A 12,714-nucleotide genomic window follows, 5' to 3' on the forward strand; every position below is an offset into this window, starting at 1 on the left:
CGGATACTTGTTTCATGATAATGAAAACACACTTCATTAAAATGCTTAATTACGATTATTTCGCCAACAAATTATTGTTGCAGGCCATCGTTGAATCTAAAATACAGCACCGCCCTATTCAGCTAATGGCGCATTTATTAATGGCCGAACGTCGCTGGCTCGACAGGTGTAACGAAATTGAACCTTACCCAAATGATTTGTGGCCAACAGATTTTACTACCGAACGTTTAGCTCATCTGATTGAAGAATATCATGAGGAGTGGATTAACTTTGTAGACAAACTCAATGATAACGATTTTGATAAGATCATCAGCTACCAAAACTCTGCCGGCGAAAGTTACCAAACACAATTGAGTGATATAATTACACATTTAATTAATCATGGTACGCATACCCGCGCCCAGGCAGGGCAGCAATTAAAACTGGCGGGGGCACAAACTTTACCAATAACCGACTATTCGTATTATTTAAGGCAACTAAACCGTTAAAATTTAGCCGCATTATTGCCATATTTGCTAATCATTACCTATTAATTAAAGCCATGAAAAAAATTCTTTTAGCCGTTATTACCACGAGTGTTTTATTAGGCTGTAACGACGCAAAAAAGCAGCAATTACAACAGGAAAAACATCTTTTAGAGGACGTTATTGCTGTACATGATAAGGTAATGGCTAATGACGAGCATTTGATGAAAAACAAAATGGTGCTGGATAGTATGGTAAAAAATATCCCTACCCCTGCAATCAAAGATTCGGCTACGGTATATTTAAAGTTGGTTGATAGCGCAGATGACGCCATGGGCGATTGGATGCATAAGTTTGATGCCGAGAACAAGAACAAATCGCACGAGGAAATTATGAATTACCTTGGCGATCAGAAAAAGAAGATCATCGTTATCGAGGCGCAGATTGATATCGCCGTGAAAGAATCAAACAAATACCTTAGTCAATTTAAAAAGTAATGAGGAAATTACTAATAGGCGTTATTATTTTAACGCTATTTAATGCCTGTAAATCAACAAATAACGCAAAATTACCCATTTTGGGAAACGCTCACGAGGTAACCAAAATGGTAAATGGCAAAAGCGCTACTGTTACCGAAAGCGCCACCATTCCCGATTTTAAATTTGTAAACCAATACGCCGACACCATAACCCGTAAAAGCCTGGACGGTAAGATCTATGTAGCCGATTTCTTTTTCACCACCTGCCCTACAATTTGTCCGGTAATGCACCGCAATATGATAAAGGTTTATGATGAGTTTAAAGGCGATGATAACTTCAGGATCATCTCACACACTATCGACCCCAAGTACGATACCGTACCTGTGTTAAAACGTTATGCTGATAAGCTGGGAATAACCGGAAACAGCTGGTGGCTGCTTCACGGCGAAAAGGGCGATACTTATAAAATAGCAACAAGTTACCTGCAGTCTGTACAGGAAAAAAATCCTAACGGCGAATATATCCACGACGGTTATTTTATACTGGTGGATAAGCAAAAACGCATCCGTGGCACCTACATGGGTACCGACCCAAAAGAGGTTGATAAATTAATTGAGGATATAAAAACCTTAAAAGCCGATCCGGAAGAAGCAGTTGCCAAATGAAATTTAAAATAATTGGTTTTATTACATTGGTATTGATCGTTTTTGCAATATCCTGCCAAAACGATGGCCAGGTAGAATTTAACCGCTATTATTCCGGCGGTAGTCAAATCTACCAAAGCCATTGCCAAAACTGCCATGGCGCAAAAGGCGAAGGCTTACAGGCGCTCATCCCCCCGCTTACCGATTCGATCTATCTTAACAGCAATAAAACAGCATTAGCCTGTTATGTAAAAAATGGCCTCAAAGGAAAAATAACCATCCATAATAAGGTCTTCGACGAAGAAATGCCCTCCAGTGACCTATCTCCCATTGAAATAGCAAAAGTGCTTACTTATGTTACCAATTCATTCGGTAATAAGATGGGAACTATCAACTTAGAGCAAGTTACCGCTGATTTAGGAAAATGTAAATGAGGTTCTGGGGTCTGGTTTCAGAGGTGTGAAATCTGTTATCTGAGTTTTGGAAATCTAAGCGCAATTATACATTCTAAACAAACTGACGACCACCCACCTCAGTCCTCACATCCCAGAAACCAACCCTCAGAAAAATTCCCTACCTTTACGGCTGCAAAACGTTCTATCGCCGCCAACTTGTTTGGCGGAGGAAAGTCCGGGCAACACAGAGCATCCTGCTTCCTAACGGGAAGGCGCCGGCAGCCGGCGACAGCAAAGTGCCACAGAAAAGATACCGCCCCGGTTTTAATTGGGGTAAGGGTGAAAATGTGAGGTAAGAGCTCACAACATTGCCGGGCGACCGGGGATGATGGTAAACCTCAGGAGTTGAAAAACCAAATAGGTCCTGAAAGCGGAGCTGCTCGCTCCCGTGTTACGTATACGTAGCCGTTAGGATGGGTAGGTTGTTTAAACCTGTCAGCAATGGCAGGGCCAGATTAATGATAGAAACTGCCCGTTAAACGGCAGTACAGAACCCGGCTTACAGATTTGCTGCTGAAAATAGACCCTCTTTCTTTTAGGAAGAGGGTTTTTTAGTTAATAGCTAAATGATGATTAACAGCATATCAAAATCACTTACTCAATCATTCACTTAAAATTATCAAAACAACTTACAAATAAAAGTGTTTGGTTTTCTATACAAAGCTATATATTAGCAATATTAACATTACTATCTATATCTGAAAATAAAAAATGGCAAAAATTTTAATAATTGACGATGAACGGGCGATACGCAGCACTCTGCGCGAAATTCTTGAATATGAGGATTACGATGTTGAGGATGTAGATAACGGCGTTGATGGTTTACAACTTATAGAGAAAAAAGACTTCGACCTGGTACTGTGCGATATAAAAATGAACCGCATGGATGGTATGGAAGTATTAACAGAAGGACTTGCTTTAAAGCCCGATTTGCCATTTATTATGATATCGGGCCACGGTACGGTTGAAACTGCGGTAGAGGCCAGTAAAAAAGGCGCATTCGATTTTATATCAAAACCACCTGATCTTAACCGTTTGCTTATCACCGTACGCAACGCGCTTGATCGCGGAAGTTTGGTTGTTGAGGCTAAGGTATTAAAGCGTAAAGTATCAAAAGTTCGCCCAATATTAGGCGAATCGCAGGCTATACTTAAAATAAAGGAAACTATTGATCGCGTTGCCCCTACTGATGCACGTGTATTGGTAACCGGCGCCAATGGTAGTGGTAAAGAATTGGTAGCCCGCTGGCTTCATGAAAAATCAAACCGTTCAAATGCCCCTATTATTGAGGTAAACTGCGCGGCCATTCCATCAGAATTAATTGAGAGTGAGCTATTTGGTCACGAAAAAGGCTCATTTACATCGGCCATAAAACAACGTATAGGCAAATTTGAGTCGGCAAACGGTGGCACGCTTTTCCTGGATGAAATTGGCGATATGAGCCAATCGGCACAAGCTAAGGTTTTACGTGCCTTACAGGAAAACAAAATAACCCGTGTAGGTGGCGAAAAAGAAATTGAGGTTGATGTACGCGTTGTAGCGGCTACCAATAAAGATTTGCTTAAAGAAATTGAAGCAGGAAACTTCCGTATGGACCTTTACCACCGCCTGAGTGTTATCCTTATTCACGTACCACCGTTAACAGATCGTAAGGATGATATTGGTTTGCTTACGCAAAGCTTTTTAGACGAAATATGCAATGAATATGGTATGCCGGTTAAAAAGATCTCGGATGCCGCCATGGATGCCCTTAAAGCACTACCGTGGACGGGGAACATCCGCGAGCTAAGGAACATGGTAGAACGTTTGATTATTTTAAGCGACAAAACCATTACTGATAATGATGTGCGTGCATTCGCCAATCCGTCTGCCCCTGTTGTAGCTATAGAGGGCGGCAATGCAGCTCCCCAAACAGATTTTGATCAGTTTAATAATTTCCAGGAGTACAAGGATTTTGCCGAGCGCGAATACATCAAATTTAAACTGGAAAAAAATAACTGGAATGTATCAAAAACAGCAGATGATATTGATATTCAACGCAGTCACCTATACAGCAAGATAGAGAAGTTCGGCCTTAAACGGGGCGAGTAACTCATCCCAATAAAGCTATTTTCAAAAGCGGTCGGCAGTAAATGCAGGTCGCTTTCTTTGTAATAGATTGTTTATAATTGGCAAAATATTATCCCAATGAAATTATACTTTCTGGCAATTATTTGCGCTGTAGCAATAACATCATGTATCCAAAAAGAAAATAAAACGGCTCTAAAAACAACGGCTCCTTTGATAGGTACATGGCATTTGGTGTTGAGTAAAAGTATAACCAAGGGCGTTACCACAACTACCACCCCACCCGCCGATCAGGAAATGATAAAGATGTTCAATGGTACCCATTTTGCTTTTTTTACGCATGATTTGCAGCAAGGAAAAGTTGCTAATCCGGTTTATGAATCGGGTAGCGGCACGTATAAGTTATCCGGTAATGATTATACAGAACACCTTGCCTATTGCAACTATCGCGAATGGGAAAATCGTGATTTTAAATTTACCCTTGAATTTAAGGGCGATACACTGATACAAAAGGGCATTGAGAAAATAGAAAAACTTCACATCAATCGCGAAATTATAGAGGAATATGTGAAAATTCGCTAACCAATTTTAATTACTTATCTATCAAACATATATTGTAAATATTACTTTACATAAGCAGCAAGTGCTGCATGCAATTAATTAACATCCGTTTAAATGATTAAAATTGCACTGATTATGAGCGCAATCCCGAACAAAATATCTAATATGTTTTTTAATTATAAGTTTCTTATACTATTAACAGGTATCTCATTACTCTTTAATAATTGCAAAACAGAAAAGGTAAAGGTAATTGATAACAATGTGAAGGTTAACAGCGACTCTATTATGGCTGTGAGTGCTACCAAAAACACACCTTTAAAAAACATGTTTGGTATAAACGCCTACGAATGGAATTTCCTGCAGAACCCGGCGGATGTTAACCTCAAGAATACCATATATGAGGCCAATATGAATATCATCAGATCATTCAGTGCGGTAAGGCATTACATGAATTGGAATAAGCTGGAAAACTCAAAAGGCGATTATACCTATAACCCAACCAATAATGGCAGCTGGAACTATGATCTTATTTATACGAGATGTAAGCAGGATGGGATTTTAGTGCTGGCTGATTTAAAGAATTGCCCCAACTGGATGATGAGCACCTACCCTGCTAATTTGCAGGATGATGAAAACGTACCTGCGCCTTATGGTTTAAGTAAAAGCGACCCGGCAAGTTATGCCGATCAGGCACGTACTGCTTTCCAGTTTGCTGCCAGGTATGGATATAATACTTCAGTTAACCCTGCGCTGGTAAAAGTTGATACGCGCCCGCGATGGACAAATGACCCTCCTAATGAAGTGAAAATTGGTATGGGGCTGATAAAATATATAGAATGCGATAACGAGCGCGATAAGTGGTGGAAAAGTGCTGCCACACAGCAGACACCGGAAGAATACGCTGCCAACATGTCGGCATTTTATGATGGAAATAAAGGCAAGCTTGGCAATAACGCCGGTGTAAAATCTGCCGACCCCAATATGCTGGTAGTAATGGGCGGGCTGGCAACAGCCGATGTGAATTTTGTAAAGAAGATGATCGAGTGGTGTAAAGCCAATCGTGGTTATAAAGCTGATGGCAGTGTTAATTTATGTTTTGATGTAATCAATTATCATTTATACTCCAACGATGGCAACATATTAAAACATTCGCAAATATCAACAGGTGTGGCTCCGGAGCTTTCCACATCAGGAAGTATTGCCGATAGTTTTGCTGCCCTTTCATACGGCATGACCAATCAACCGGAGGTATGGGTAACCGAAACAGGTTATGATATTAACCAGGGAAGCTATCAAAAGGCAATAGCCATAGGTAATAAATCGGTACTGCTTACGCAGGCCGATTGGATAATACGTTCATCATTATTATACATAAGGCACGGCATAAAAAGACTGTTTTTTTACCAGTTATTTGATGATACGCCAAATGTTGACGTTCAATATGCAACATCTGGCCTGGCCGAAGATGCAAAACGCCGACCAGCAGCTGATTATATTTTGCAGGTAAATAAACTAATGGGCAACTATACCTATAACGGTACCATTAATACCGATCCGCTGGTTGATAAATTTGTATCGGGCAATAAAACTATGTATGCCTTAACCATACCCGATCAAAAAGGTCGTACAGGCACCTATTCGCTTAATTTAGGAACTACGAAAGCCAATATTTACACCTTAAAACCCGGTGCAGACACAGCTGTTAAAACCCAGGTTAGCACTTCAGACGGTAAATTATCTATTCCCGTGACCGAAACACCTGTATTTGTGGAGGGTGTAAAGGAATAAAAGAGCTGAAACATAAATTATTTTTTTATTTAGATTCTATAATTATATTAGTGCCATACTTATAGCCTTATCATAATATAATGGAAAATACTATTACCACTCCCGCGCAACCCACCGAATTATGTAATTATTGCAGCACCAAAATTGAAAATGACGATTCATTTTGTACAAATTGCGGCTACCCCATAAAGGGGACTGATTTTGAACAGAGATCATTTGTTGCCGCGCGTAATAACATCGATATTGACATGAATGAGTTTAATAAAACTCTCAAAAGCGCCACTATGTCTTTGTATTACCTGGCGGGAATTTTTGTTATAAGCGGCCTTATAAGTTTTTTCATGAATAAGGATAACGCTGACGTGCTGGCCATTGTGCTTCCTAATTTCATTTTAGCAATTTTATTTTTGGTTTTAGGTTCTTTTAGCCGCAAAAAAACTTTAGCATGTTTAGTATCAGGCCTTAGCCTATATATAATTGTGCAGGTATTAAATGCCATTGCCGATCCTGTAAGTATTGGCAGGGGTATAATTATGAAAATAATTATTATTGGCTATCTTATCAATGGCATTAAATCTGCAATTAATATAGAGAAAATTAAAAAGGAGAATAATATTGCCTGAGGAGCTATCAATTATAGGTGATCAGGAAATTCCTGATACAAAAAACTGTCTTTATTGTGATAAACAAATTGCCTTAAACACCAAGTTTTGTAAAAATTGTGGTGCAAGCCAGCTGCCTTATAATGCCAAACCTTTAAATAACAGCTGGCATTTGTTAAAACAAGCGGCCTTATTTTACAGTATTTATATCGTTGTATGCTGCCTTTCTTCTTTTGTTGATGCATTTAAAACTTTAGGCTGGTGTCTTATCATCGAAGTAATTATTGCAGGTACTGCGGTACTTTTCTTTACCTACAATTGGAACCACAACAAAGAGATACTCATTTGGAGTAATTTCTCACTGCTAAAGCTGGCAACTTACGGCGCAATAGCTATAATAAGCTCGTGCCTGGTGCATTATTCTGTAGATTGGTTAAATGTAACCGTCTTTTCAACTGATCAGCATTTTTATTCCATTTTTGATGGTAATAAGGCGGCACCCTATCTTATAATATTTTTCACCGCAGTAACCCCCGCAATTTTTGAAGAACTTGGTTTCAGAGGGTATTTGTTACAAATTTTACTAAAGGTGGCCGATAAAGATCAGGCTGTATATATTTCTGCGTTTTTGTTTGCAATTATCCATCTAAGTTTTCTTTCACTTTTCTGGCTTATACCATTTGCGTTGTTTATTGGTTACATGCGTGTAAGGGAAAACACCATATGGTATGGAGTATTCTTTCATTTTTTATTTAATTTAACTGCATGTCTTTTTCAACTTCTTTAAACTACGATATATAGTTTAATGCTAATTAAAAACAGCTTATCAAATTATCATCCTAAAAAGCTATTTTTGCGGTTCAATGGAGCACATTCGTAATTTTTGTATCATAGCACACATAGACCACGGCAAAAGTACACTTGCCGATAGGTTATTAGAATATACCAACACCATAACCCAACGCGAATCGCAGGCGCAATTGCTTGACGATATGGACCTGGAACGTGAACGCGGTATCACCATAAAAAGCCATGCCATACAAATGGATTATGAGCTTGACGGGCAGAAATATATCCTTAACCTGATAGATACGCCCGGCCACGTTGATTTTTCATACGAAGTTTCGCGTTCCATTGCTGCCTGCGAAGGCGCTTTGCTTATTGTTGATGCAGCGCAAGGTATACAGGCCCAAACCATATCCAACCTTTATCTGGCATTAGAAAACGACCTGGAGATCATCCCGGTACTAAATAAAATGGACCTGCCTGGCGCTATGCCCGAGGAGGTAAAAGATCAAATAGTTGAACTTATAGGCTGCAAACGTGAGGAAATATTAGCCGCATCCGGTAAAACCGGGATGGGTGTACATGATATTTTGCGCGCCATTGTTGAGCGCGTACCCGCACCTGTCGGCGATCCGGAAGCACCTTTACAGGCTTTGATCTTTGATTCGGTTTATAACTCGTTTCGTGGTATTGTTGCCTATTTTAAAGTTGTTAACGGCGAAATTCGTAAAGGCGACAGAGTTAAATTCTTCGCTACCGAAAAGCAATATATTGCAGAAGAGGTTGGCACGCTTAAATTAAAACAACTACCTAAAGATGTAATTAAAACCGGCGATGTTGGTTACATTATATCTGGTATTAAAGAATCGCGCGAGGTAAAAGTTGGTGATACTATAACCACTATTGCCAGACCTTGTGAAGGTGGTATACAGGGCTTTGAAGAGGTAAAACCAATGGTATTTGCCGGCATATACCCTGTTGATACAGACGATTTTGAAGAGTTGCGCGAATCTATGGCTAAGCTACAGCTTAACGATGCGTCGTTGGTTTTTGAGCCAGAGTCGTCTGCAGCGTTGGGCTTTGGTTTCCGTTGCGGGTTCCTGGGGATGCTGCATATGGAAATTATTCAGGAACGTTTGGAGCGTGAATTTAATATGACGGTAATTACCACCGTTCCCAACGTTTCATATCTTGCCTACTCTACAAGGGATGAAGAAATTATAGTAAACAACCCGTCAGATCTGCCCGATCCAAGTAAAATAGACCGTGTAGAAGAACCCTATATTAAAGCAACCATCATTACCAAATCTGAGTTTGTTGGCCCGGTAATGTCGCTTTGTATCCAGAAACGTGGTTTTATCAAAAATCAATCCTACCTAACGTCAGATCGTGTAGAATTAGTGTTTGAAATGCCAATGGGCGAGATCGTATTTGATTTTTACGATAAGCTAAAAACCATATCAAAAGGCTATGCGTCCTTTGATTATCATCAGATAGGTTATCGCACAAGTGATTTGGTACGTTTGGATATCAAATTAAACTCTGAGCCAGTTGATGCTTTGTCGTCGTTGATATTTAGAGGTAACTCTTACGATTTCGGTAAAAAAATATGTGAGAAACTTAAAGAGCTTTTACCACGCCAACAGTTTGAGATCATTATCCAGGCATCTATTGGTGCAAAGATCATAGCCCGCGAAACAGTGAAGGCTATGCGTAAAGATGTTACTGCGAAATGTTATGGTGGCGATATATCGCGTAAACGTAAATTGTTAGAAAAACAAAAAGCAGGTAAAAAACGCATGCGCCAGGTTGGTAACGTAGAGATACCACAATCGGCATTCATGGCGGTGTTAAAATTAGACTAAAGACTTATGGATAAAAGATAAAGGATTGAATTTTCAGTCCTTTGTCTTTTGTCGTTAATCCATACTCCTATTAATATGCAATTACTCGACGGAAAATACGTATCAGAAAAATTAAAAGGCGAAATAGCTTTATCGGCGGCTAAAATATTGGCAGATACAGGTCGTAAACCACATTTGGTTGCGGTATTGGTTGGCCATGACGGCGGCAGCGAAACCTATGTAGCCAGCAAAATCAAAAACTGCGAGGCTGTTGGTTTTAAATCAACCCTGGTGCGTTATGAAGGTGACGTTACCGAAGAAGAACTGCTAAAAAAAGTAGAAGAATTAAATGCTGATGCTGATATAGACGGCATTATTGTACAACTTCCGCTACCGAAACATATTGACCCTGAAAAAGTAACAGAACGCATAGATCACCGTAAAGATGTTGACGGCTTTCACCCCGTTAATCTTGGCCGCATGCAGCGTAACCTGCCATCTTTTATCCCGGCCACGCCTTACGGTATTACTTTAATGCTTAAAGAGTATGGTATTGAAACGGCAGGAAAACATTGCGTGGTAGTTGGTCGTAGTAATATAGTAGGTTCGCCTATGAGTATTTTAATGGCCCGTAATACTACTCCCGGTAACTGTACAGTAACAATTTGCCACAGCCGCACGCCAGATATTAAAAAATTTACCCTTGATGCTGATATCCTGATCGTAGCCATCGGTAAAAAGAATTTCATCACTGCCGATATGGTTAAAGATGGTGTAGTGGTAATAGACGTGGGTATGAACCGCGAAACCTCCACCCTAACCAAATCTGGCTTCAAACTTTACGGCGATGTTGATTTTGAAAACGTAGCCCCAAAGGCCTCATGGATAACCCCGGTACCCGGCGGTGTTGGCTTAATGACGATTATTGGTTTATTGAAAAATACATTGGCATCGGCTAATAAGGAGGTTTATTCATAGCAATACTCAAAAAGTTGTCATCCTTCGTACCTCAGGATGACAGCTTCTTACTTCCCCCTCAACCTATCCCAAAAAGAGCTTATTCCCACATAAATTTCGTCATCCTTTACTTCAACCGCGTAGATTTGTAAAAAGTCGTTCTGGCCTTCGCCGCCTTTTCCTGTTTTTAAATTGTAGGCGTAACGATGGTACGGGCAGATAATATTTCCTTTAACACACAGTCCCTCACTCAAATCGAAACCGGCGTGCGGGCAAGATAATGCTGTTGCGTATATCTCTCCATCATAGCCAACCAAACAAATATTTTTATTGCCGGCTTTTACCTTTTTTATAAATGGTTCGCCGGTGTTTCGGATCTCCGGAATCTTATACCACTTCATTTACGGGAAACTGAATTGCTGCACAAAATCAAAAATCGATCTTTAAATTCATTACCGACGGGTTTTTAATAACTTCATCCATGTTGGTAACAAGTGTAACGCTGCGCCTGTCGGCGGATAGGATTGCTTTTGAGTTATCCAATTTTTTTACCGGTTTTGCAAACTTCAGGATCACTTTGTAGGGCATATCAATCAGCATGGCTTTGGCCATCATAAATGTAGATTGTGTTTTCTTTAAAAAAGCCCTGAACTTTACTTTATCAATAATGCGGTAAAATTTATGGGGCGTGATGTTGTACGAGTAGTAATCCTGCCCGGCTACCATTTGCCGTGCATCTAAAGCCTTAGCCGCTTTATCTCCGGTGCTAAAGGCTGTTATCTGGCTGTTGAGCGCTATTTTAGATACGTTTTGAAGGTAGTACTGCAAGTCGGCTGCATTTTTTGCATTATGGTCGAGGCTTACTTTCATAATGCTTTTTTTTAGGTTCATATTTATAGTAAGCTCACTGCTTTTAGCTAGGTTGGTTTCGGCCAGATTCATTTTTCTTTGGATGCTATCAGGCATAGCACTGTAAAAATTAAGCGTAGTATCTTTTACCAAGCTAAACTGCGGGGTTTCCTTTACCGAATCAGACATGAGGTTAACCAATACCGAAACCGCCTTGCTCATATCAAAACCATAAACCACCTTACAGCTGCCATCGCTTTTAAAATCGTAATGCTCCTCAATATCTACACATGAGGAAAAACAAAACATTGCAAAAAAAATACTTAACAAGTAAAGTTTTTTCATGGTGGTAAAGGTTTTTAAAGGCAGATTAAAGTTTCATATTGTAAAGTTACGCTTTGATTGTATTACGTGTACACTTAAAATTAGTTTAAATTATAATTATTTAGGATTTAACCGAGCGCAACAATCCTGTAAAATGTCGGCCTTGTTTCATCTTTTCTCCTTATACTTTGTACACCTTCACCTTTATCCTAAAAAAGGGTAACTTTGCAAAATATTATGGCACACCAGATTCCAGACGACGGCACGCTGCTTCCCTTAATGGAAGAATTTTATACGATACAGGGCGAAGGATACAATACAGGCAAAGCAGCATATTTTATACGGCTTGGTGGTTGTGATGTAGGTTGCCATTGGTGCGATGTTAAAGAAAGCTGGGACGCAGAGCTGCACCCGCTTACTACTGCTGATAGGATTGTAGATAACGCCGCAGTGCACCCCTCAAAAGCAGTTGTGGTTACCGGTGGCGAGCCACTGATATATAACCTTGATTATTTAACCGCGCAACTGCACCAACGCGGTATAAAAACATTCATTGAAACATCCGGCGCCTATCCCCTTTCTGGTGATTGGGATTGGATTTGTTTATCGCCTAAAAAGTTCAAAGCGCCGATACCGCACGTTGCAGAAAATGCCCACGAGTTAAAGGTTATAGTTTTCAATAAATCAGATTTTGAATGGGCCGAGTACCATGCTAAAATGGTATCGCCGGATTGTAAGCTGTACCTGCAGCCCGAGTGGTCGAAATCAAAAGAAATGATCCCGCTTATTGTAGATTATGTGATGAATAATCCGCAATGGGAAATTTCGTTGCAAACACACAAATATTTGAATATCCCGTAATATTTGTAACTTACGGTAAAAATAATCGTATCA

The 12,714-nt window shown here is 39.9% G+C and carries 14 protein-coding genes, 1 other RNA gene and 1 pseudogene; 14 read left to right on the top strand and 2 right to left on the bottom strand.

The features are described 5' to 3' along the window. The first annotated feature begins 41 nt into the window (after nucleotides 1-41). The 13 genes and pseudogenes from BLS59_RS01395 (at nucleotide 42) to BLS59_RS01450 (ending at nucleotide 10,668) form a co-directional block, all read left to right on the top strand. Entirely contained in the window at nucleotides 42-488 is a 447-nt protein-coding gene (locus BLS59_RS01395) for a DinB family protein (RefSeq protein WP_205411159.1), read from the top strand. A 53-nt stretch (nucleotides 489-541) separates the two neighbouring features. Next, nucleotides 542-961: a hypothetical protein gene (locus BLS59_RS01400; protein ID WP_091143031.1), complete on the top strand. Its 420-nt coding sequence runs from the start codon at nucleotides 542-544 to the stop codon at nucleotides 959-961. Then, on the top strand, nucleotides 961-1,608 hold the full coding sequence (locus BLS59_RS01405) for an SCO family protein (RefSeq protein ID WP_091143033.1): 648 nt from the start codon (nucleotides 961-963) through the stop codon (nucleotides 1,606-1,608). The genes BLS59_RS01400 and BLS59_RS01405 overlap by 1 nt, the downstream gene beginning before the upstream one ends. Beyond that, nucleotides 1,605-2,021, top strand: coding sequence for a c-type cytochrome (locus BLS59_RS01410; RefSeq protein WP_091143039.1), 417 nt, complete (start codon nucleotides 1,605-1,607; stop codon nucleotides 2,019-2,021). The genes BLS59_RS01405 and BLS59_RS01410 overlap by 4 nt, the downstream gene beginning before the upstream one ends. A gap of 150 nt (nucleotides 2,022-2,171) precedes the next feature. Continuing rightward, nucleotides 2,172-2,560: RNase P RNA component class A (rnpB, locus tag BLS59_RS01415), an RNA gene on the top strand. Nucleotides 2,561-2,753: 193 nt separating this feature from the next. After that, nucleotides 2,754-4,133, top strand: coding sequence for a sigma-54-dependent transcriptional regulator (locus BLS59_RS01420; protein ID WP_091143043.1), 1,380 nt, complete (start codon nucleotides 2,754-2,756; stop codon nucleotides 4,131-4,133). A 96-nt stretch (nucleotides 4,134-4,229) separates the two neighbouring features. Further along, on the top strand, nucleotides 4,230-4,691 hold the full coding sequence (locus tag BLS59_RS01425) for a hypothetical protein (RefSeq protein ID WP_091143047.1): 462 nt from the start codon (nucleotides 4,230-4,232) through the stop codon (nucleotides 4,689-4,691). A gap of 114 nt (nucleotides 4,692-4,805) precedes the next feature. Continuing rightward, nucleotides 4,806-6,458 carry a hypothetical protein gene (locus BLS59_RS01430; RefSeq protein WP_143014032.1) on the top strand — a complete coding sequence of 551 codons (1,653 nt, stop codon included), beginning with the start codon at nucleotides 4,806-4,808 and terminating at the stop codon, nucleotides 6,456-6,458. 80 nt (nucleotides 6,459-6,538) lie between these two features. Then, nucleotides 6,539-6,640, top strand: a pseudogene (locus BLS59_RS32650) (zinc-ribbon domain-containing protein); the annotation flags it as partial. A gap of 66 nt (nucleotides 6,641-6,706) precedes the next feature. After that, on the top strand, nucleotides 6,707-7,081 hold the full coding sequence (locus BLS59_RS01435; RefSeq protein ID WP_143014033.1) for a hypothetical protein: 375 nt from the start codon (nucleotides 6,707-6,709) through the stop codon (nucleotides 7,079-7,081). Beyond that, nucleotides 7,074-7,847: a CPBP family intramembrane glutamic endopeptidase gene (locus BLS59_RS01440; protein WP_162842540.1), complete on the top strand. Its 774-nt coding sequence runs from the start codon at nucleotides 7,074-7,076 to the stop codon at nucleotides 7,845-7,847. The genes BLS59_RS01435 and BLS59_RS01440 overlap by 8 nt, the downstream gene beginning before the upstream one ends. Before the next feature lie 76 nt (nucleotides 7,848-7,923). Then, the gene (gene lepA, locus BLS59_RS01445; RefSeq protein WP_091143062.1) at nucleotides 7,924-9,711 is read left to right on the top strand and encodes a translation elongation factor 4; all 1,788 of its coding nucleotides are present in this window, start codon (nucleotides 7,924-7,926) and stop codon (nucleotides 9,709-9,711) included. Nucleotides 9,712-9,786: 75 nt separating this feature from the next. Then, entirely contained in the window at nucleotides 9,787-10,668 is an 882-nt protein-coding gene (locus tag BLS59_RS01450) for a bifunctional 5,10-methylenetetrahydrofolate dehydrogenase/5,10-methenyltetrahydrofolate cyclohydrolase (RefSeq protein WP_091143064.1), read from the top strand. A 47-nt stretch (nucleotides 10,669-10,715) separates the two neighbouring features. Here BLS59_RS01450 and BLS59_RS01455 read toward each other — a convergent pair whose 3' ends face one another. Together BLS59_RS01455 and BLS59_RS01460 are read right to left on the bottom strand one after the other, a co-directional pair. Then, nucleotides 10,716-11,048: a Rieske (2Fe-2S) protein gene (locus BLS59_RS01455; protein WP_091143066.1), complete on the bottom strand. Its 333-nt coding sequence runs from the start codon at nucleotides 11,046-11,048 to the stop codon at nucleotides 10,716-10,718. A gap of 28 nt (nucleotides 11,049-11,076) precedes the next feature. Beyond that, nucleotides 11,077-11,841 (bottom strand): hypothetical protein, encoded by a 765-nt coding sequence (locus BLS59_RS01460; RefSeq protein ID WP_091143068.1) that lies wholly within the window; start codon nucleotides 11,839-11,841, stop codon nucleotides 11,077-11,079. Between the two features lie 216 nt (nucleotides 11,842-12,057). Between BLS59_RS01460 and BLS59_RS01465 the strand changes: the two genes are divergently transcribed. Next, nucleotides 12,058-12,681: a 7-carboxy-7-deazaguanine synthase QueE gene (locus BLS59_RS01465; RefSeq protein WP_091143071.1), complete on the top strand. Its 624-nt coding sequence runs from the start codon at nucleotides 12,058-12,060 to the stop codon at nucleotides 12,679-12,681. The last annotated feature ends 33 nt before the right edge of the window (nucleotides 12,682-12,714 follow it).

Origin of the sequence: Mucilaginibacter pineti, assembly GCF_900101875.1 — a bacterium.
Taxonomy (GTDB): Bacteria; Bacteroidota; Bacteroidia; order Sphingobacteriales; family Sphingobacteriaceae; genus Mucilaginibacter; species Mucilaginibacter pineti.

What these genes read in the sequence shown, in the direction of transcription:
- BLS59_RS01420 (WP_091143043.1), top strand. Translation starts at nt 2,754, where the DNA reads ATGGCAAAAATTTTAATAATTGACGATGAACGGGCGATACGCAGCACT.
- BLS59_RS01405 (WP_091143033.1), top strand. Translation starts at nt 961, where the DNA reads ATGAGGAAATTACTAATAGGCGTTATTATTTTAACGCTATTTAATGCC.
- lepA (WP_091143062.1), top strand. Translation starts at nt 7,924, where the DNA reads ATGGAGCACATTCGTAATTTTTGTATCATAGCACACATAGACCACGGC.
- BLS59_RS01430 (WP_143014032.1), top strand. Translation starts at nt 4,806, where the DNA reads ATGAGCGCAATCCCGAACAAAATATCTAATATGTTTTTTAATTATAAG.
- BLS59_RS01435 (WP_143014033.1), top strand. Translation starts at nt 6,707, where the DNA reads ATGAATGAGTTTAATAAAACTCTCAAAAGCGCCACTATGTCTTTGTAT.
- BLS59_RS01455 (WP_091143066.1), bottom strand. Translation starts at nt 11,048, where the DNA reads ATGAAGTGGTATAAGATTCCGGAGATCCGAAACACCGGCGAACCATTT.
- BLS59_RS01450 (WP_091143064.1), top strand. Translation starts at nt 9,787, where the DNA reads ATGCAATTACTCGACGGAAAATACGTATCAGAAAAATTAAAAGGCGAA.
- BLS59_RS01395 (WP_205411159.1), top strand. Translation starts at nt 42, where the DNA reads ATGCTTAATTACGATTATTTCGCCAACAAATTATTGTTGCAGGCCATC.
- BLS59_RS01400 (WP_091143031.1), top strand. Translation starts at nt 542, where the DNA reads ATGAAAAAAATTCTTTTAGCCGTTATTACCACGAGTGTTTTATTAGGC.
- BLS59_RS01460 (WP_091143068.1), bottom strand. Translation starts at nt 11,841, where the DNA reads ATGAAAAAACTTTACTTGTTAAGTATTTTTTTTGCAATGTTTTGTTTT.
- BLS59_RS01465 (WP_091143071.1), top strand. Translation starts at nt 12,058, where the DNA reads ATGGCACACCAGATTCCAGACGACGGCACGCTGCTTCCCTTAATGGAA.
- BLS59_RS01410 (WP_091143039.1), top strand. Translation starts at nt 1,605, where the DNA reads ATGAAATTTAAAATAATTGGTTTTATTACATTGGTATTGATCGTTTTT.
- BLS59_RS01425 (WP_091143047.1), top strand. Translation starts at nt 4,230, where the DNA reads ATGAAATTATACTTTCTGGCAATTATTTGCGCTGTAGCAATAACATCA.